Here is a 20,228-nt window from a genome sequence, read left to right on the forward strand (position 1 = left end):
CACCGCGCTCAGGGCAGCAGCGCGCCGGCCAGCGGGTGGACCGTCTCCTCGATCTCGTCGGCGACCCGGCTGAAGCACTGGTCGCCGCGACCCCACGGGTCGTCCAGATCGTCGGTGGGCAACGCCGACGCCCCCAACCGGGCATCGTGAGCGGCCGCCACCAACGCCACACCCCGGGCGTACACCGCCTCCGGGGTCGCCTCGGCCGACGGCAACGCGGTGGCGTCCACAGCTGCCAACAGCCGGCCGAACTCACCCAGCACGAACGTGCGGGCCGCCGCGTCCGGCCGCAACGCCACCACGTACTCCTGCTGGTCGGCGGTCGCAGTCAGGACCAGGTCGGCGGCGTCGATGTGGTCGGAGCGCAACTTGCGGGCCGCGAACCCCTCGACGTCACCACCACGGCCGGTCACCTGTCGTGCCGCCGGCGGGTTCATCTCCTCGCCCGCGTGCCAACCACCCGTCCCCGCGCTGTGGCTGTGCACCATCTCCTCGGCCTGAGCCGGGTCCTCCGCACGCCGCGTCAGACGCTCCCGCACCGCCAGAGCGAGCAGCCGCTCCGCCATCGGCGAGCGGCAGATGTTGCCCATGCAGACGTGCAGAACCGTGAACGGGGGCACTCAGACCCCCCGACCGTCGACGAGATCCGGCACGACGTCCCGCAGCTTCTCCAACGGGATCGCCCCCGCCCGCAGCAACTGCGGCACCTCACCGGTCAGGTCCACGATCGTGCTGGGCACCGGGTCCGGGCAGGGCCCGGCCTCCAGGTAGGCCCGCACCGAGTAGCTGAGCTGGTCACGCGCCTCCTCGGCGGTCACCGCGGCGGGCTGCCCGGTCTTGTTGGCCGACGACACCGCCATCGGACCGGTCTCGCGCAGCACCTCCAGCGCCACCGGGTGCAGCGGCATCCGCACCGCCACAGTGCCCGTCTTGTCGCCCAGGTCCCACTGCAGGCTCGGCGAGTGCTCGATCACGATCGTCAGAGCACCCGGCCAGAACGCCTCAACGAGATCACGAGCGGCCGTGGGCAGCGAGAAGACCAACCCGTCCAGGGTGTGCCGCGAGCCGATCAGCACCGGCGGCGGCATCTGCCGACCCCGGCCCTTGGCATCGAGCAGCGCCTTGACCGCGTACGGGGTGAACGCGTCCGCGCCGATCCCGTACACGGTGTCGGTCGGGAGGACGACCAGCTCGCCGTTCTTGACCGCCTCGATCGCCGCAGCGATGCCGCGGTCCCGGTCGGCGGGCGACCGGCAGTCGTAGAGCATCACGAGGAGTCAGTCTGCCACGCCGCCCCGATCGGGGCGTCCTGGCCGTCCGCCCGTCGGGACGCGGTGGCGAAACGAGGGCGCCCGGCGAGGTCCCGGTGCTCCGTGACGGCACCGAACTCGCCATCCTCGGCGAGCAGCCCGGGCACCGCCGAACCGTGCGTGTCGTCGTGTTCGACACCGAACGCGCCCCCGGGGCGCAGCAGCGCCGCCGCCCGTGTGACGACCGGCCGGATCACCGCCAGACCGTCCGCGCCCCCGAAGACCGCCTCCGCTGGATCGTGTCCGGCCACCTCCGGCGGGACCACCACGGCGTCCGGCACGTACGGCGGGTTGCAGAGCAGCACGTCCACCCGGCCCACCAGGTCCGCCAACAGATCCGGAGCGGTCACGTCGGCCTCGACCACCTCGATCGGCCGGTCCCCCGCCCTCGCCCGCTCCGCCGCGTTGCGCCGCAACCAGGCCAACGCCGCCGGAGACCGCTCCACCGCGATCACCCGCGCCTCCGGCAGTTCCTGGGCCACCGCCAGCGCGATCGCGCCCGAGCCGCTGCACAGGTCGACCACCACCGCGTCGGCCCGCCCCCGAGCCTGCTCAACACCCCACCCGGCCAGCAACTCGGTCTCCGGCCGGGGCACGAACACACCCGGACCGACCGACAGTTCGAGATGCCGGAACCCGGCCCGGCCGGTCAGATGCTGCAACGGCTCCCGCCCGGCCCGACGACGCGTCAACTCGTCGAGCCGCGCCACCTGGTCGACGTCGAGATCGTCGGCGAGCGCCAGCCGACCCCGGGGCACCCCGAGCACGTACGCGGCAAGCAACTCCGCCTCCACCCGCGCCGAGCCGATCCCGGCGGCGGCGAGCACCCGGGCCGCCCGGGCCACCGCGGCGGACGGCCGGACGGGACCTGTCCCTTCGGGGGGGTGTTGCGGCAAAGTACTCACGACATAATCATGAAGCGTCGCGGGCGACGTGACGAACGGGTGCGCCAAGGGCGCACGGCAGGAGGTTGGCGGGTGGGCTGGCTCGACCGGGTCGATGACCAGGTTGATGCGCTCACGCGCGCCCGGGCGTTGCAGGAGGCAAGCCGTTCCGCGGAGGCGTACGTCCTCCTGGAGCGTGTGATCCGCACCACCTCCGACCCGGCGGCACGAGCGGACGCGATGGTGCAGCGCCTCTCCGCGCTGATCAATCTCGGTCGGACCGCGGAGTTCACCCGGGCCATCGAGGAGGCCTCCTCGGCGGTCCGCGACCTCGCCGAGCCGTACCTGCACGGGCACCTCAACGCGCTGGCCGCTCTCGCCGCCCACCACCAGGGCGCACTGGACCGCTGCGTCATGCACCTCGTCAGAGCCGCCCGCGCCCTCGGCGCGGTGGATGACCCGGACCGGGACACCGCGTGGGGCTGGCACGACCTGGCGATGGCCTACAGCTACCTCAGCTTCCACGGGTACGCCCTGGGGGCCATCGAGCGGGCCCGGCAGCTCGGGGTGACCGCGGGAATTCCGGAGGAGACGTTCGCCGCGCCGGGCATCCGGTTGCGCAACGCGGTGGCACTGGACCACAACGGCGACAGCGACGGCTGCCTACGGGTGCTCCGGGACGTGGCCTCCGACCTGGCCCGATTCGTCCGCACCGGGCGGGCCGGCCAACTCCGCCCCAGCAGCCTCGCCGCGTACGGCTACGCGGCGGCTCGGCAGGCGGCGCTCGGCGACCACGTGGAGACCAGCGGGGACGCCCAGCCGGCCCGGTTGATCAGCCACGGTGGGGACAGCGCCCGCGCGCGCGACATGCGACAACTCGGCCAGGTGTGCCTCGCGGTGGCCGACGGGCGGCCGATCGAGGCCGTCACCCGGTTGGACACCGTCCAGGTGTCCAACGAGACGCTCGGGGCAGCCGAGCCGGCCCGGCTGCGCAGCATCGCGCTGACCCGTGCCGGCGACCACCTGGCGGCACACCGGGCCGACCGCCTGGCGTTCCGGCTCGCCGCCCAGCGCAACGACCGGCTGCGGGACGTCTACATCGACGGCATCGCCGCTCGGATCGACCACGAGGAGATGCGCCGCGAGGCGGCCCGCTTCGAGGGCGAGGCACTGACCGACCCGCTGACCGGGCTGCCCAACCGACGTCGGCTGGAGCGGTACATCACCGCCGTGGTCACCCGGGGCGAGCGGGTGGTCATCGGCGTCTGCGACCTGGACGGTTTCAAGGCGGTCAACACCCGGCACGGGCACCACTCCGGTGATCTGGTGCTCCAACGCATCGCCGGCGTCATCAACAGGGTGATGCGCCGGGGCGACTTCGTCGCCCGTTACGGCGGTGACGAGTTCGTGGTGGTGCTGCCGGACACCAACATGGCCGAGGCCGCCGAGGTGGCCCGCCGCATCGAGGCCGCGGTCCGACTGGAGGACTGGGAGTCGCTGGTGCCGGGGACCCCGGTCGGGGTGAGCATCGGCTTCGCGGAGGTCTCCGGCGGCAGCGGGTTACGCGACGCGCTCAGCGTCGCCTTCGAACTGGCCGACCGGGAGATGCTCCGCGCCAAGTCCCGCCCCCGCGCGAGCTGACCACCCGCGCGGTCAGCGGCGGGTCAGCTCGGTGTCGCGGTCAGCGACGGGTCAGCTCGGTGTCGCCGGCGAGCCGGGCGGCGCGGTCGGCCTCGGTGAGGGCGTCCAGCACCCCGTCCAGTTCGCCGGCGAGCGCCAGGTCCAGGTTGTACGCCGTGTAGCCGATCCGGTGGTCGGTGATCCGGTTCTGCGGGAAGTTGTAGGTGCGGATCCGCTCCGAGCGGTCCACCGTCCGCACCTGTGCCTTACGGGCGTCCGAGGCTGCGGCGTCGGCCTGCTCCTGCGCGTTGGCGAGAAGTCGGGCCCGCAGGATCCGCATCGCCTGCTCCCGGTTCTGCAACTGGGACTTCTCGTTCTGGCAGGAGACGACGATGCCGGTCGGCAGGTGGGTGATCCGCACCGCCGAGTCGGTGGTGTTCACCGACTGGCCGCCCGGGCCGGACGAACGGAACACGTCGATGCGCAGGTCGTTCTGGTCGATCGTGACGTCGACGTCCTCGGCCTCGGGCAGCACCAGCACCCCGGCGGCACTGGTGTGGATACGGCCCTGCGACTCGGTCACCGGGACGCGCTGCACCCGGTGCACGCCGCCCTCCCACTTGAGTCGCGACCACACGCCGTTGCCGCCGTCCGGCACACCCTTGGTCTTGATCGCCAGGGAGACGTCCTTGACCCCGCCGAGGTCGGAGTCCTGTGCGTCGATCACCTCGGTGACCCAGCCGTGCCGCTCGGCGTAGCGGGTGTACATCCGGAGCAGGTCACCGGCGAACAGCGCCGACTCCTCACCGCCCTCGCCGGCCTTGATCTCGACGATCACGTCCTTGGCGTCGTGCGGGTCGCGGGGAATGAGCAGCTCGGCGAGGCGTTCCTCCAGCACCGGAAGGGAAGCGGCGATGGACTCCGCCTCACCCGCGAAGGAGGCGTCCTCAGCGGCCAGCTCGCGAGCCGCCACGAGGTCGGCGCGAGCCTGTTCCAGCTCAGCGGCAGCCTTGTGCAGCGGCACCAACTCGGCGTACCGGCGGCCGACCCTGCGGGCGGTGGCCTGGTCGGCGTGGATGGCCGGATCGGCCAGCCGCTTCTCCAGCTCCGCGTACTCGTCGAGGAGGCCGGCCAGACGCTCGCTGCTCATGCTGCGGATGCTCCTTCGAAGGCGCGCGGCGGGCCGGACTGGCCGGCGGCCGGGCGGAAACTGGGTGAAACACGGACGGCGCCCGTGTCCGGTGGAAAACCGGACACGGGCGCCGAACGAGGAGCTACTTGGCCTTCTTGGCCTGAACCTTGGCGTACTTCTGCTGGAACTTCGCGACCCGGCCGGCGGTGTCGAGAACGCGCTGCTTACCGGTGTAGAACGGGTGGCAGGCGCTGCAGGTCTCGACGTGGATCGCCCCGCCCTTGGCGGTGCTGCGGGTCGTGAACGTGTTGCCACAGGAGCAGCTGACCTCGGTGGTCGTGTACTCCGGGTGGATGTTTGCCTTCATCTCGCCTCGGTCCTCTCGTTGGTGGTCGCCGGGTCGCCGTCATCACTCGTCGCGCCGTACGCGACGGGCTCGGGCGTGAACCGGAACCGGTGGCCGATTGACCAGTGTGCCATGGGCCTGAGCCGACCCGGTAATCGGGCCGCACACCTCGTCCGGCATCGTCAACACGTGCCTCCCCATCCGCATTCCCGCCGCCCGACGGGGCATTCGCCCACCCGGCGGACCGCCGCCGGGTACCCCGAACGGGGTACGCCCGCCGAGCCGGAGGTGCGCCGATGACCCGTCTGATCGCCACCCGAGGACTGCCCGCCTCGGGCAAGACGACGTTCGCCCGTACGCTCCAGCCGTCGGTACTCCGGGTCAACCGCGACGACCTGCGCCGGATGCTGCACGGCGAGCGGCTCTTCACCCAGTGGGCCGAGGCCCAGGTGACAGTCGTACAGCGGGCTCAGGTCGAGGCGCTGCTGCGGGCCCGCGCGGACGTCTGCGTGGACGACACCAACCTGCGCGCGCGGACGCTGCGGGGCTGGGCCGATCTGGCCGCCCGCTACGGCGCGGACTTCGAGGTGCACGACTTCACCGACGTGCCGCTGGCCGAGTGCCTGCGGCGGGACGCCGCTCGTCCGGCAGCCGACCAGGTCGGCACGGAGGCGATTCGCCGGCTGCACGAGCGCTACCTGGAGGGGCGGGCGCTGCCGTTGCCGGTGCCGCAGGCCCGCACCGGACGACCCGCCGTGGTCCATCCGCCGTCGACCGAACCAGCGGAGATCGTCTTGGTGGACATCGACGGCACCGTCGCGCTGGCCGTGTCCCGCAGCCCGTACGACATGACCAGGGTCGGCGAGGACGAGCCGAACACGGCGGTAATCGCGGCGGTCCGGGCGATGCACGCCGCCGGCTACGGGGTGGTCTTCTGCTCGGGGAGGGACGACTCCGCCCGCGCGGCCACCGAGGCGTGGCTGGCCCGGCACGTCCGGGTCCCCCACCTCGGCCTGCACATGCGGGCAGTCGGCGACACCCGTAAGGACTCGATCGTCAAGCGGGAGATCTACGACCGGGAGATCCGGGACCGTTACCGGGTTGCCGGCGTCTTCGACGACCGCGTCCAGGTGGTCAAGATGTGGCGAGCTCTCGGCCTCACCGTCTTTCAGGTGGCAGACGGCGACTTCTGAGGTGTCCGGACGGGCCCCGCGCGTGGGGCCCGCCCGGACTTTTCACCTGGTGACAGTGATGGTGGCCTCGGCGCGGGCGCCGTTGACCTCGACCGTCAGGCGTACCGGCGCGCCGGGGCGCAGTGCCGTCAGGGTGCCGGTGGCCGGGTCGAATCGGACCGTGTGCCAGGGGCGTACCCCGGCCGCCGAACCGATGTGCACCCCCGGCGAGGCCGACCAGTCGGCGCTGACCGGTGCGGCCACCGGGACCGTACGCCCACCGGGCTGGGTCAGCGTGGCGGCGACCGTCGCAGGGGCACCGACCGCGACACTGGCCGGTGCGGCCACCGTGAGCCGGTCGGCGTGCGCGTGGAACTCCGCGTCCACCCAGCGCGGGCCCTCGGCGAGCGGGTCACGGCGGGCCCGGTCCGCCTCGGCCGGGGTCACCGGGTCCACGCCGAACTCGGTCCAGCCGGTGAATCCGCCCTGGTCGGCGGGGGTGGACGGCGTCTTGCCCGCATTGCCGTTGATCACGTACGGCACCCCGTCCACCCGGTCGGCGTGGAAGGTGCCGACGTGCCCGCCCACGAACAGCGCGCCCTTGCCGGTGCGGTGCTGGAAGTCGGCCAGCCACTGCTCCAGCAGCGCCGCCTCCTTGCGGTCGCCGAGCTGGCTGGCCTGCGCCGGGCTGGGGTCGCGCGGCGGGTGGTGGTGCAGGACCACCACCGAACCCACGCGCCGGTCGGTTGCCGCCGCGTCCAGCGTCTCGCGGAGCATCCGTACCTGGTCGAAGCCGCCGCCGCGCAGCGTCCCGGTGGACGAGTTCAGCGTGACGAACCGGGTGCCGTTGTGGTCGAACACTCGGGAGGTGGCACCGAACGCGGCAGCGAAGTTGCTGATCGGGGCGCCCATGATCTCGTGGTTGCCGGGCACGTAGTACCAGGGCAGCGCGTCGCCCAACTCCTCGTCGAGGATCCGCCGGGCCAGCGCGAAGTCGGCCGGGTAGGCGGTGTCCACGAAGTCGCCGTTGATCAGGAGGAAGTCCGGCCGGGCCGCCTTCACCTCGCGCAGCGTCCGCCGGGCCTGGGCGACCAGGTCGCTGTCCGGGGCGGCGGCGACGAACTGGGCGTCGGAGAGCACCGCGAACCGCCACGGCGCGCCGTCCACAGTGCCGTCGCGAACCACCACCCGGTCGGTACGCGGGGCCGCCGCCGGGACGTCGACAGTCGGGGGCACCTTCGCCACCAGGTCGTCGATGATCACCTCGCTGGTGTACTGGGCGGCGGCGTTGGTCTCGGCCACGTAGAAGCGGCGTACCCGCACCGGGTACTGCACACCGGCGGGCACCGCGAACTCCACGTATTGCCAACCGGTCCAGGTGATCAGCGGGCCACGTAGCACGTGCTGGGTGTCCTGGGCGTCGTGCAGGTGCAGGCTGGGCCACTCCCCGGTGCCGTTGCCGTGGATCCACATGCCGAACGCCTGCGGCTGACCGGGCACCTCGATCCACGCGGGCGGGTCGGCGTACGCGGCCCGCGTGCCGGTGGACTGGCTGAAGTCGTACGACATCCGCAGGCCGGTGCCGGTGTGCCCCGGCGCCGGGGCGACCGACCCGCTGGCGCGGGCCTGGCTGAAGCGCCAGGACGCGGCGTCGTCGAAGCCAGCGACCGGCACGTCGGTCAGCCCGACGGTGACCGGCGGGACCGTGCTCGTGCGTCCGACGCGAACGGTGACCAGGCCCGAGCCGGTGTCCCGCAACGCGGCGATGGACAGGTTGCCGTCCCCGGTGGGGGTGATCCGCAGCAGGTCCCGGTCGTAGTCGAGGGTGAGATCGGCCGGCTCGATCGGCGCGGTGTTGCCCTCGGCGTCGTACCCGACCACGCCGACCAGGGCGTCACCGTCCCGGCCGGTCAACCCGACCCGCGGCGTGGTGCTGCCGATCCGGGCCAGCGGGCCGAGCACTGTGAGGTTCAGCGAGCCGGTGACCCGCCCCCGTGCGGCGGTGACAGCGGTGGCACCCGGGGCAGCAGCGTGGAACACACCGTCCCGGTCGACCCGACCGCGTACCGCCGGGGTGGCCCGCCAGGTGGGGGCGCCGGCCGCCGGGCCGTACGTCTCGTCGTAGCCGGACGCGGTGAGGGTGCGGGTCAGCCCCGGGAAGACCCGGTCGGGCCGCCCACCTCGCACCGGTGAGACGCCCGGAGCGGCGGTGGGGTCGCTGGCGGTCTCGACCCAGTAGCCGGTGAGTCGCCCGCTGCCCTTCGGCGCGTAGATGGCAAGGCCGTTGGGCACGGCCCGTTCGCTGCCGTCGGAGGGGCCGTTCTCCACCTGCACCGTCGACGAGCCGGGCTCGCGGGCCAGCAGCGTGGACGATCCGCCACCGTCCAGGTTGAGCGCGTGGTGGGCACCCAGCTCGGCCATCATCCGGCCCATCTCGGTCTGCGTCACGCCGCGACTGTCGACCTGACGGCCGTCCACCGTCAACATGATCATCTTTCGACCGTCGGCGCTGAAACCGACAGCGGTGCGGGGCGCGAGGGTCGGGTCGGCGACGCTCTGCACGACGCCGTCGCGGACCAGGACGTTGCCGCCCCCGACCGCCGCGTGCAGGCTGCTGCCGTCGGAGGGCTTCGGCCGCCAGGCCACCGTCACCGGATCGCCGGGGCGCAGACCGGCCAGCGCGTCGGCGCCGAGGTCGCGGCCGAGCAGCACGGTGCTGCCCGCGACGATCGGGCCGCTACCTGCCACGCTTCCCACAGCAGCCACCCGACCGCCGTTCACGGTGACCTCGACCACCCGGGCCGCCCCCTCGACGGCCCGCTGCCGGGAGTACGTCCCCCACAGCTCGGTGAAGGCACCGATGCCGTCGGCCTGCACCATGTTGTTGAACTGGGTCAGCGGGACCGGCCCGGTGGGCAGGGTGGCACTGCCGTCGAAGTTCACCTCGACCACCCGTCCGAGCCCGTTCGTGGTGACCGCCACCGCATTGCGGTGACCGCTGACCGCCGACTGGATCAGCTCGCCGTCGCGCACGCCGACACCCTGGGCGGCACCGGAGTTGTTGATGTCGAAGAAGTCGCCGTTGACCGCGGCGACCGCGTGCAACTGGTCCACCGCCTTCCGCAGCGGCTCAGCCCGGCTGACCGCGCCGGAGTTGACGTAGTCGACGGTGGAACCACCGGCGAGGTCGGTGGTGAGCGCGTCGGCACGCAGCCAGCCCTCGGCGTCGTACCGGTCGAAGGACGTCAACTGCACTCCCGGCGCGACCGGCCGGGTGGCCCTGGTGGTCTCCAGCCCGCCGGCCGGCTCCACACCGTCGACGGCGGCGGTCGGGGCGGTCGCGACTGTCGGGGCGGCGGCCAGGCTGACCGAGTCGGCCGGGCGGGAGGACGCGGGCGGCACGTCCTCCGCAACGGTGGGCGAGGCGGCCGACGGTGGGGTGACAGTGGGCGGGGCGATGGTGGGCGCGGCGGTGGCCGGCGGTGACAGGGCCAGGGCGAGCAGCGGCGTCAGCAGCAGGACGCCGGTGCGGCGGGCGGATCGTCTGCGGGTACGCATGGACGACAGTCAACCCGGCAGTGAATAGAAGTTTCAATACCTGTCGACTGAACCGAAGGAAAATTCCACCAACTCGGATGGATCCCGTCGTGCCTCCCGACACGACGAAGGGACACGACCGGTGTGGCCGTGCCCCTTCGTCTCACCCGGGGATGGTTACTCCCCCGGCGTCGACTTCGCGATCTGCATCAGGAACTCGATGTTGGTGCGGGACTGCTTGAGCCGGTCCAGCAGCAGGTCCATGGCGGCCTGCGAGTCCAGCGAGTGCAGCACCTTCCGAAGCTTGTGGATGATGGCCAGCTCTTCGGGTGCGAGCAGGACCTCTTCCTTACGCGTACCGGACGGGTTGATGTCGATGGCCGGGAAGGTCCGCTTGTCGGCGATCTTCCGGTCCAGCTTCAGCTCCGCGTTACCGGTGCCCTTGAACTCCTCGAAGATGACCGTGTCCGCCATGGACCCGGTCTCCACCAGCGCCGTGGCGATGATGGTCAACGACCCGCCGTTCTCGATGTTGCGGGCCGCGCCGAGGAAGCGCTTCGGCGGGTAGAGCGCTGTGGAGTCGATACCACCCGACATGATCCGGCCACTGGCCGGAGCCGCCAGGTTGTACGACCGACCGAGCCGGGTCACCGAGTCGAGAAGCACGACCACGTCGTGCCCGAGCTCGACCAGGCGCTTGGCCCGCTCGATGGCCAGCTCGGCCACCGTGGTGTGGTCCTGCGGCGGACGGTCGAACGTGGCCGCGATGACCTCGCCCTTGATCGACCGCTGCATGTCGGTGACCTCTTCGGGCCGCTCGTCCACCAGCACCACCATCAGGTGGCACTCCGGGTTGTTGCGGGTGATCGCGTTGGCGATCGCCTGCAGCACCATCGTCTTACCCGCCTTCGGCGGCGACTGGATGAGTGCCCGCTGGCCCTTGCCGATCGGCATGACCAGGTCGATGACCCGGGTGGTCAGGATGTGCGGCTCGGTCTCCAGGCGCAGGCGCTCCTGCGGGTAGAGCGGAGTGAGCTTGTAGAACTCCGGCCGGCGCCGGGCCTCATCCGGCTCCATCCCGTTGATCGTGTCCAGCCGCATCAGCGGGTTGTACTTGTCCCGCCGCTGGTCGCCGCTGTTGCCGCCCTCGCGGGCCGCCCGCACCGCACCGGTGATCGCGTCACCGCGGCGCAGACCGTACTTCTTGATCTGGGACATCGAGACGTACACGTCGTTCGGGCCGGCGAGGTAACCGGTCGTCCGCACGAAGGCGTAGTTGTCGAGCACGTCGATGATGCCGGCCACCGGGACGAGCACGTCGTCCTCGCTGACCTGCGGCTCACGCCCACCGGTGTCAGCACCGGTCTCGGCGCGGTCGCCGCGCCCCCGGCGACGGTCCCGGAAACGGCTGCGCCGGCCGCGCCGACCACCGCCCTCGCCGTCGTCGTCGTCGCTGTCCCGCTCGGCACGCTGGCCGCGGTCGTTACGGTCGCCCCGGTCGTTGCGGTCCGAACGCTCGTTGCGGTCCGAACGGTCGTTGCGGTCGCCCCGATCGGCACGCTCACCACGCTCGGCACGCTCGCCCCGGTCGTTGCGCTCGGCCCGCTCACCACGGTCGGCGCGCTCGCCCCGCTCGTTGCGCTCGGCCCGCTCACCACGGTCCGCGCGCTCACCACGGTCGGCACGCTCACCACGGTCGGCACGCTCGCCCCGCTCGGCACGCTCGCCCCGCTCGGCACGGTCGCCCCGCTCGGCACGCTCCGGACGCTCGCGGCGGGTCTCGCCACGGTCGGTCCGCTCGCCGGCTTCCGCCTCGTCGGTACGCGACTCGGCCGGACGCGACTCAGCCGGACGCGACTCAGCCGGACGCGACTCGGCCGCTGCGGCCCGGGTCCGCCGGGTGCGACCACGCCCCTCGGTCTCGGCTGCCGGCTCGGCCGACGCCTGCTCGGCGCCACGCCCTTCGGCTGCCGGCCGGTCAGCGGTCTCCCGCACCTCGGCGCGGACACCCTCACGGGTAGGAGCGGCCGCGGCCGCGACCTCGGCCCGCGGTCGAGGGGTCCCGGCGGCGTTGCCGCCCTGCCGCTCGGAGATCGCGGCGATCAGCTCGCCTTTGCGCATGCGAGCCGTGCCGGAGATGCCGAGCGACGCAGCCAGGCTCTGCAGCTCTGGCAGCAGCATCGCCGACAGACCGGTGCCGCTACGCCGACGACGGGCGGGAGCGGCTGCGGTGGCATCGCCAGCGACGTTGGAAACATCCGACGTCACGTCGGTGGTGTCGCTCAATGGATTCCTTCCCTCGATAAGGCCGGGACTGCCCGGAGTCGGAACTCAGGTGGCCGGGCGGCCTCGGTGCACCCGCCTCGCAAGGACGCGTCGCGGGAGTCTGTGACACAGCAGCCGGTGGTTTCCCGACTCACCAACGTCGGTGAGCAGGTCTCGCCGTCTGCGGCGACCTGTGGAAACTGCGGCGCGGCGTGGGCCTTGGCAGGGGTTGACGGGCTGACCGCCGAGAGCTTCGGGGGTGCGCCGCCCCGCAGGAGATCGCGTGCTTCGCGGCTGTGCTAGGTCTAGAGCGTAATCAACTCTTCCGACCTGCGGCAACAGGGTCCCGCTCGGCGTGTCCCAGTCTACCCCGAGCAACCCGAGCGCCGCTGACGTCTATCGGTAACTTCCAGATCTCCCAGTCTGTTCCCGCCTGAACGCTTGCCGGAGGCTCGCTGAGCGCCAGCACAGTCGGGCCGGCCCCACTGACCACAGCCGCCACACCTGCCGCTCGCAACGCGCTGACCAGGGAAGACGTGGCCGGCATCCCGGCTGCGCGGTAATCCTGGTGGAGCCGGTCGACGGTGGCGGGCAGCAGCAGGGTCGGGTCGGTGGTGAGCGCGTGCACCAGTAACGCGGCTCGTCCGGCGGTCAACGCGGCGTCGGCGTGCGGGACGGAGACCGGCAACGCGGCCCGTGCGGTGGCGGTCAATCCGCGTTCCGCCGGCACGAAGACGACCGGCCGCACCCCGTCGGCGACCGGCAGGGACACCGCCCGGGCACCTGTCGGCTCGGACCAGGCCACGGTGAAGCCCCCGAGCAGGCAGGGCGCGACGTTGTCGGGGTGGCCCTCGATCTCGGCGGCCAGCCGGAGCACGCCGGCCTCGTCCAGCCGGTGGTCCCCGTCGGTGACGAGTGCGCGCGCCAGCAACACCCCGGCAACGATCGCGGCGGACGAGGAGCCGAGCCCGCGCGCCTGGGGGATCCGGTTGACGCACTCCACGCTCAACCCTCCGGGCTGGACGCCGAGCGCGTCGAAGCCGGCGCGCATGGCCCGCACCACCAGGTGCCGGTCGTCGTCGGGCAGCTCGCCGGCGCCCTGCCCGGTCACCGTCACCCGAACCCCACCCGACGTGACCTCGGCGGCCAGGTCGTCGTAGAGCCCGAGGGCGAGACCCAACGCGTCGAAGCCCGGGCCCAGGTTGGCGCTGGTCGCGGGGACCCGGACACGGACCGGCCCGGCGGTGAAGTTCGTCGGCACGCGCTCATGCTAGGGCCCGGCACCGACGATCCGGTCGCGCGTCCGCAGCCTGGGAACCGCCGCAGCCGTGCACACCTCGTTCGGCGCTGTAGAGCTGCCCCGTAGATGGGGCATGCCACGGTCAGCCGGCGGCGCCCGCGACCGGTTCGGTGGCCGGGTCGGTGAGCGAGAGTCGACGGGTGGCGATCCGCCAGCCGACGGCGTAGACGACGGTGATCAGCCCGCAGCCGGCGAGGACGACCCGCTCGTCGACCACGTCGACCACCATGGCCACCGCCAGTTGGCTCACCGAGATCGCCAGCGTCGCGAGCATCATGTCGGTGGCGAAGACGCGCCCACGCAGGTGGTCCGGGACCTCGCCCTGGAGGGCGAAGTTGGAGATCACCCAGTTGCTGCCGCCCGCGAAGTGCGCCACGAAGACCAGCAGCAACACCAACGGGAACCACCGGACCACGGATGCGCCCAGGTAGGACAGGCCGTAGAACGACATGGACAGCGCGAGCCCGGGCAGCAGCCAGGCTCGCCTGGTCAACACCCGACGCATCAGGATCGGGCCCACCAACGCCCCCGCTCCGCGCACGGCGAAGAGCAGACCGGCGCCGAGTGGGCCCACGCCGTACACGCCGGCCAGCAACGGGAACACGGTCAGCACGCCGTTGCCCAGGCCGACGGCCGACTTCACGGTGACCAGCGCGAGCACCCGAGGCCGGTGCCCGATGTAGCCGAGCGCCTCGCGGACCGCCGCCCAGGTCCGCTGGGCCGGTCGGTTGGCGTCCCGGGGTGCCTGGAGGGGCCGGCGGATCCGGGTGGCGAGGCCCGCGGCCATTGCCAGGCCCACCGCCGCCACCCAGAAGCAGGCGTACGGGCCGGCGACGGTGCTGAGCACCCCGCCGAGTGAGGCACCGACAACTGTCATGGTGCCCCAGGCGGAACCGGCCACGGCGTTACCGGCGGCCAGCTCGTGCGGCTCCAGCACGTTGGGCAGCGCGGCCTGGGCGGCCGGCGAGTAGAACGCCTTGGCGACCGCCACCACGCCGATCGCGACCAGCGCCAGCCACGCGGTACCCGCGCCCCGGACGCCGAGCAGCAGCAGTACGCCCGCGAGCGCTGCCACATTCGCCGCGATCATGATTTTCCGCCGGTCGAAGCGGTCGGCGATCGTGCCGGTGTACGGCAGCAGCAGCGCCACGATGCCGGTGTCCACCGCCAACACCAGTGCGCCCCAGACTCCGCTGCCGGTCAGGTGCGGCAGCAGGACCAGCAGCGGCACCATGACGAACCAGTCGGCGCCGAAGACCACCAACTCGGCGAGGAAGAGATTGCGGAAGCTCCGATTGCCGGTCAGGACCGAGAGGGTGGACGCCACGGAGCGGCACCCTACCTGGTCGGAGTGGGCGGCACGCCTGCTCCCAGCAGGGCAGAGACGGTGACGAAGGTGTAGCCGCGCGCCCGCAGCCCGTTGATCATCTCGGCCAGGCCACGCAGCGCGACCAGCCGTCGGGACGCGCCGACATCGTGACCGAGCACGATCGTTCCCGGTCGGACATCGGCCACGATGCGTCGGGCGTGGCCGGCAGGATCGTGGGGGAACTCACGCTCCACCATCTGCAGTGTCCAGAGCACCAGCCGGTAGTCCAGCCGGGCAGCCGCGTGCAGCACCGCCCCGCCCAGGTGGCCGTACGGAGGACGGAGCAGACGGGGTGGCATGCCCGTCACGTCGGCGATGGCGTCGTGGCTGCGGCGCAGGTCGTCGTACGCCTCGGTGGCGTCCAGTGCGGCCAGGTCCCGGTGGTCCCAGCTGTGGTTGCCCACCTCGTGCCCGGCGAGCCGGTCACTGATGACGTCGGCATGCCGCCGGACCTGCGACCCCACCAGGAAGAAGGTGGCCGGAACCCGGTGTTGGGCCAGGGTGTCGAGCACCATCGGTGTCCATTGTGGGGCAGGGCCGTCGTCGAACGTGAGGGCCACCAGTCGCTCCTGGGTCGGCCCCGACCAGACGACCTCCAACCTGCCGGTGCCGACGTCCTGGTACCGGTTGCCGGAGGTCGCGCTGGCGGGGCCTCCGGCGAGTGGCGCCCGTCGGTGGGTGCTCCACCACAGCTCGGAGGCCCCCGCGCCGACCGCCACACCGCCGGCGACCAGGAGGCCACGGCGCAGCAGGTCGCGCCGCCCCCACCCGCGCGCACCCTCGGCCGTCCGCCCGTCCTGCGCCACCCGCACCCTCCATGTATTCACCTGGAGTATGCAAGACGTAACACGCTGTGCAGGCCCGGTCGGTTCGGAGTGTCGTGGCCGGTGAAGCCGGAAACGCCCCCGGCAGGTCCCTGCCGGGGGCGTTCCGTGATGCGGTCGGACCTACTCGGTCGGCTCCGACGGAGGCAGCGGAGAGGTACGACTACGGGGCAGCCGCAGCACCTCGAACTGGTCCGTACCCTCCACCAACGCGCCCGACGGGGCGGGACGCGGGGCTGGCCGCGTACCCTCGGTCGCCGCCGGGGCGGGCGCGCCGCTGGGCACCGCTACCTGGTTCGGGGCGGCAGCCTCGTCGGCCTCCGCTCCGTCCACCACCGGCTCGCCGGAACGCCGCCGACCGCGCCGGTCCCGCAGCGACTCCTTGGTGTGCTCCACCATCGAGTACAGCGTCGGCACCAGGATCAGCGTGAGCAACGTCGAGCTGAGCAGACCACCGATCACCACGACCGCCAGCGGCTGCGAGATGAAGCCGCCCTCGCCGGTCAACCCGAGCGCCATCGGCAGCAACGCGAAGATGGTCGCCACCGCGGTCATCAGGATGGGACGCAGCCGGCGTCGGCCACCCTCGACCACCGCCTCCCGGACCCCCATGCCCTGCGCACGGTACTGGTTGATCAGGTCGAGCAGGACGATCGCGTTCGTCACCACGATGCCGACCAGCATCAGCACACCGATCAACGCCGGTACGCCGAGCGGCGTCCCGGTGATCAGCAGCAGGCCGATCGCGCCGGTCGACGCGAACGGAATGGAGATCAGCAGGATCAGCGACTGGGTGAGGCTACGGAACGTGGCCACCATGATCAGGAAGACGATCGCGATGGCGGCCAGCACCGCCAGGCCCAGGTCACCGAACGCGTCGGCCTGATCCGCGCTGACGCCACCGATGGTGAAGCTGGCACCCGGGACGTCGATGCCGTCCAGGCGCTTCTGCAACTCCGTGCTCGTCGCGCCCAGGTTCGACCCGGTCGCCGTGCCGGTCACCGACACGCTGCGCTCGCCGTCGATCCGGGTGACCTGCTGCGGCCCCTCGCCCTGCGTGACGTCCGCGATGTCGTCCAGCTTGACCGGACCCACCGGTAGTGCCCGCAGTTCCTCCACCGTCACCGGCGGCTTCGTGCCCAGCCGCAGCACCACGTTCTGCTGCTGGCCGTCGAGCGCGACCTGCCCGAGCGGCGCACCCCGGAACGCCTGCGACACCAGCTGCCCGACAGCGGCCTCGGTGAGCCCGACCCGACCGGCGGCGACCCGGTCGACAGTCACGTCGACCCTCGGCACCCGCTCGGCCAGGCTGGTGGAGACGTCCTCGACATCCGGCACACCGGCCATCGCCGCCCGTGCCTCCTCGGCTGCCCGGGTCAGCACCTCCGGGTCGCTGGCCTGGACGATGACCTCAAGTTGGCTGGTCGACGCCTCCTGCCCACCACCGAAGCTGATCTCACCCACGCTCGTGCCGAGCTTGTCGAACTCCTTACGCAGCACCTCGCGCATCTGCTTGGCGTCGGTGTCACCCTCGAGCGCCAGCGACCAGTTCGCGACGTTGTTGCCGCCGCCGCCCGCCCAGGGGTTGTCCCCAGCGCCTGCGGTCACCTGGTACGTCTCGACGCCCTTCGTGCGGGACAGCACCGACTCGACCTGCTTGGCCGCCACGTCGGTGGCCGCCAGCCCACTGCCGGCCGGAAGCTCCTGGCTGATGTTCAGGGTGTCCTGGCCGGAGTCGTCCAGGAAGTTGGTCTCCAGCTTCTGCGCCAGACCGAAGGTGCCGAAGAGCACCAGCAGACCGAGCCCGACGGTGATCCAGCGGGTCGACCGCTTGCGGGTGGCGAAGCCGATCACCGGCAGGTACGCCCGCTGCAACGGGCTGCGCAGCTCCTTCTCCTCCGCGCCGCGCCGCACCGCCTCGTCGTCCGCGGTGCCGCCGCGCGGCTTGAGGAACCAGTACGCGAGCACCGGGATCACGGTCAGCGACACCAGCAGCGACGCGAGCAGGGCCACCGTCACGGTGATCGCGAACGGCGCGAAGAGCTGACCCACGAACCCGCCGACCAGAGCGATCGGCGCGAACACCGCCACCGTGGTGAGGGTGGACGCGGTGACCGCGCCGGCCACCTCGCGGACGCCGGTGATGATGGCGTGCCGCTTCTCCTCGCCGTACTCCAGATGGCGTTTGATGTTCTCCAACACCACGATCGAGTCGTCCACCACCCGGCCCACCGCGATGGTCAACGCGCCGAGGGTGAGCAGGTTGAGCGAGTAGTCACCGATCCACAGGACGATCAGCGCCACCAACACGGAGAGCGGGATGGAGACGGCGGTGACCACCGTCGAACGCACCGACAGCAGGAAGACCAGGATGACGATGACCGCCATCACCAGGCCCAGCAGGCCCTCGGTGGTCAGCGACTCGATCGACTTCTCGACGAACGGCGCCTGGTCGAAGACGACGGTCAACTCCGCGCCGGAGGCGTCCTTCAGGTCGGCGAGCCGGTCGCGGATCTCGTGCGAGATCTGCACGGCGTTGCCGTCCGGCGAGGCGGTGACCGCGATGCCGAGGCTGTCCTTGCCGTTGGTACGGGTGATCGCGGTGGCCGGGGCGAGCTGCTGCTCGACCATCGCCACGTCGCCGAGACGGACGGGTGCCGCGCCCGGGGCGACCACGATGCCGCGCAGGTCCTCGATGGTGCCGATCGGCGAACCGACCTGGACCGGGAGGGCCAACGCCCCACTGGTCACCGCGCCGGCCGGAACCGCCACGCCGTTGGTCTTCAACGCCGCGCCGATCGCCGTCGGCTGGATCTTCGCGGCGGCCAGCTTCGCCGGGTCCGGGGTGACCACCACGACGTCGTCACGGGTGCCGGTCACCTCGACGGTGCGTACCCCCTCGATGCCCTCCAGCTCGGGCACGACCGTCGCGCGCAGCTTCTCGGCGAGCGCCCGCCCGTCGGCCGTCCCGGCCGCGGCCAGCACCACCGCCGGGAGGTCGTCGGTGCTACCCGCGATGACCTGCGGGTCGACGCTCTCCGGCAGCTGGGCGTTGATTCGGCTCAACGCGGTCTGCATCTTGTTGACCACGTCGTCCAGGTCGGTACCGAACTCGTACGTCACCTGGACGGTGGCCGACCCCTCGCGGGACGTGGAGGTGATCTTGTCGAGCCCCGGGATGCCCTGGAGGGCGTTCTCGATCGGCTCGGTCACCTGCGACTCGACGATCTCGGGACCGGCACCGGGGTAGGCGGCCACGATGAACGCGGCCGGGAACTCGAGCGACGGCAGCAGTTGCTGCTTCAGCGACGGTACGGCGAACGCTCCGAACACCGTGGTCACCACCGCGATGAGGGCGATCAGCCCTCGGTTGGCGAGGCTGAATCTGGCGAGCAGCGACATCGGCCTGGTTCACTCCTGAACGAGAATGCGGGCGGGGATACGTGAAAGTGTGCCGGACTCGATCACCGGAACCCCCGCCGCCCCCAGGGGCGGCCCACCGTCGGCGGTGGCGCGCTCAGGCCAGGTCGAGAGCCCGGGCCGCGGCCATCGGGTCGTTCGCGATGGTCAGCGGGGCCGGCGCGGTGGAGATCGCCCACTCCGGGTCCTTCAGACCGTGGCCGGTCACGGTGCAGACGACAGTCGAACCGGGCGGCACCGCGCCCGCCGCAGCCTGTTGGAGCAGGCCGGCGACGCTCGCCGCGCTGCCCAGCTCGACGAAGACCCCGACCTCCCGGGCGAGCAGCCGGTACGCGGAGAGGATCTCCCGGTCGGTCACGGCGGCGATCAGCCCACCGGAGGTGTCCCGGGCGTCCAAGGCCTTGGTCCAGCTCGCCGGGTTGCCGATCCGGATCGCCGTGGCGATGGTCGACGGCTCCGGCACCACCTTGCCGGTCACGATCGGGGCCGCCCCGGCGGCCTGGAAGCCGTACATCTTCGGCGTGCGGGTGGTGGTGCCGGCGTCCCGCTCCTCCGAATACCCCATCCAGTAGGCGGAGATGTTGCCGGCGTTGCCGACCGGCAGGCAGTGGATGTCGGGCGCGTCACCGAGCGCCTCGACGATCTCGAAGGCGGCGGTCTTCTGGCCGTGCAGTCGGTCGATGTTGACCGAGTTGACCAAGGCGACCGGGTGGTCCTGGGCCAGCTTCGCGGCGAGCGAGAGGCAGTCGTCGAAGTTGCCGCTCACCTGGAGGAGCTTCGCGCCGTGCACCAGCGCCTGGGCGAGCTTGCCCAGTGCGATCTTGCCCTGCGGCACCAGCACCGCGCAGGTCAGCCCCGCCCGCGCCGCGTACGCCGCTGCGGAGGCGCTGGTGTTACCGGTGGAGGCGCAGATGATCGCCTTGTTGCCGGCCTCGACCGCCTTGGACACCGCAACGGTCATGCCCCGGTCCTTGAACGAGCCGGTCGGGTTGGCGCCCTCCACCTTCAGGTGCACGTCGCAGCCGATCCGGGCGGACAGCACCGGCGCG

General features: G+C 72.0%; 14 protein-coding genes. 2 read left to right on the forward strand and 12 right to left on the reverse strand.

Annotated elements, in window-relative coordinates; genetic code table 11:
• Window positions 1-8: 8 nt before the first annotated feature.
• The 3 genes from ACWCO3_RS05325 to prmC are packed head-to-tail and all read right to left on the reverse strand — an operon-like array spanning window position 9 to window position 2,215.
• Complete coding sequence (locus tag ACWCO3_RS05325; RefSeq protein WP_145779203.1) at window positions 9-620, reverse strand: arsenate reductase/protein-tyrosine-phosphatase family protein; 612 nt, start codon at window positions 618-620, stop codon at window positions 9-11.
• On the reverse strand, window positions 621-1,268 hold the full coding sequence (locus tag ACWCO3_RS05330; protein WP_088987874.1) for an L-threonylcarbamoyladenylate synthase: 648 nt from the start codon (window positions 1,266-1,268) through the stop codon (window positions 621-623).
• A complete protein-coding gene (prmC, locus tag ACWCO3_RS05335; protein WP_358164144.1) occupies window positions 1,268-2,215 on the reverse strand; it encodes a peptide chain release factor N(5)-glutamine methyltransferase in 948 nt (315 codons plus the stop codon). The genes ACWCO3_RS05330 and prmC overlap by 1 nt, the downstream gene beginning before the upstream one ends.
• 72 nt (window positions 2,216-2,287) lie before the next feature.
• On the opposite strand from prmC, the gene ACWCO3_RS05340 reads away from it, so the two are divergent.
• On the forward strand, window positions 2,288-3,835 hold the full coding sequence (locus tag ACWCO3_RS05340) for a GGDEF domain-containing protein (RefSeq protein ID WP_145779201.1): 1,548 nt from the start codon (window positions 2,288-2,290) through the stop codon (window positions 3,833-3,835).
• Between the two features lie 40 nt (window positions 3,836-3,875).
• On the opposite strand, the gene prfA is transcribed toward ACWCO3_RS05340, so the two are convergent.
• The gene (gene prfA, locus ACWCO3_RS05345; protein ID WP_145779200.1) at window positions 3,876-4,964 is read right to left on the reverse strand and encodes a peptide chain release factor 1; all 1,089 of its coding nucleotides are present in this window, start codon (window positions 4,962-4,964) and stop codon (window positions 3,876-3,878) included.
• Window positions 4,965-5,088: 124 nt separating this feature from the next.
• Window positions 5,089-5,313, reverse strand: a complete 225-nt coding sequence (rpmE, locus tag ACWCO3_RS05350; protein WP_088987870.1) for a 50S ribosomal protein L31 — start codon at window positions 5,311-5,313, stop codon at window positions 5,089-5,091.
• 275 nt (window positions 5,314-5,588) lie between these two features.
• On the opposite strand from rpmE, the gene ACWCO3_RS05355 reads away from it, so the two are divergent.
• Entirely contained in the window at window positions 5,589-6,485 is an 897-nt protein-coding gene (locus tag ACWCO3_RS05355; protein ID WP_358164140.1) for a phosphatase domain-containing protein, read from the forward strand.
• 42 nt (window positions 6,486-6,527) lie between these two features.
• Here ACWCO3_RS05355 and ACWCO3_RS05360 read toward each other — a convergent pair whose 3' ends face one another.
• From ACWCO3_RS05360 to thrC, 7 genes are all read right to left on the reverse strand, one after another.
• A complete protein-coding gene (locus ACWCO3_RS05360) occupies window positions 6,528-10,022 on the reverse strand; it encodes a phosphodiester glycosidase family protein (protein WP_450008618.1) in 3,495 nt (1,164 codons plus the stop codon).
• A gap of 156 nt (window positions 10,023-10,178) precedes the next feature.
• On the reverse strand, window positions 10,179-12,287 hold the full coding sequence (gene rho, locus ACWCO3_RS05365) for a transcription termination factor Rho (RefSeq protein ID WP_450008620.1): 2,109 nt from the start codon (window positions 12,285-12,287) through the stop codon (window positions 10,179-10,181).
• Between the two features lie 295 nt (window positions 12,288-12,582).
• Entirely contained in the window at window positions 12,583-13,527 is a 945-nt protein-coding gene (gene thrB / locus ACWCO3_RS05370) for a homoserine kinase (RefSeq protein ID WP_145779196.1), read from the reverse strand.
• A gap of 121 nt (window positions 13,528-13,648) precedes the next feature.
• Complete coding sequence (locus ACWCO3_RS05375) at window positions 13,649-14,893, reverse strand: MFS transporter (RefSeq protein ID WP_145779195.1); 1,245 nt, start codon at window positions 14,891-14,893, stop codon at window positions 13,649-13,651.
• A gap of 11 nt (window positions 14,894-14,904) precedes the next feature.
• On the reverse strand, window positions 14,905-15,741 hold the full coding sequence (locus tag ACWCO3_RS05380; protein WP_145779194.1) for a polysaccharide deacetylase family protein: 837 nt from the start codon (window positions 15,739-15,741) through the stop codon (window positions 14,905-14,907).
• A 141-nt stretch (window positions 15,742-15,882) separates the two neighbouring features.
• Window positions 15,883-19,161, reverse strand: coding sequence for an efflux RND transporter permease subunit (locus ACWCO3_RS05385; protein ID WP_450008623.1), 3,279 nt, complete (start codon window positions 19,159-19,161; stop codon window positions 15,883-15,885).
• Between the two features lie 115 nt (window positions 19,162-19,276).
• On the reverse strand, window positions 19,277-20,228 hold a 952-nt coding region (gene thrC / locus ACWCO3_RS05390; RefSeq protein ID WP_450008625.1), incomplete at its 5' end, for a threonine synthase.

The sequence above is a fragment of the Micromonospora sp. NPDC002411 genome (assembly GCF_053592955.1).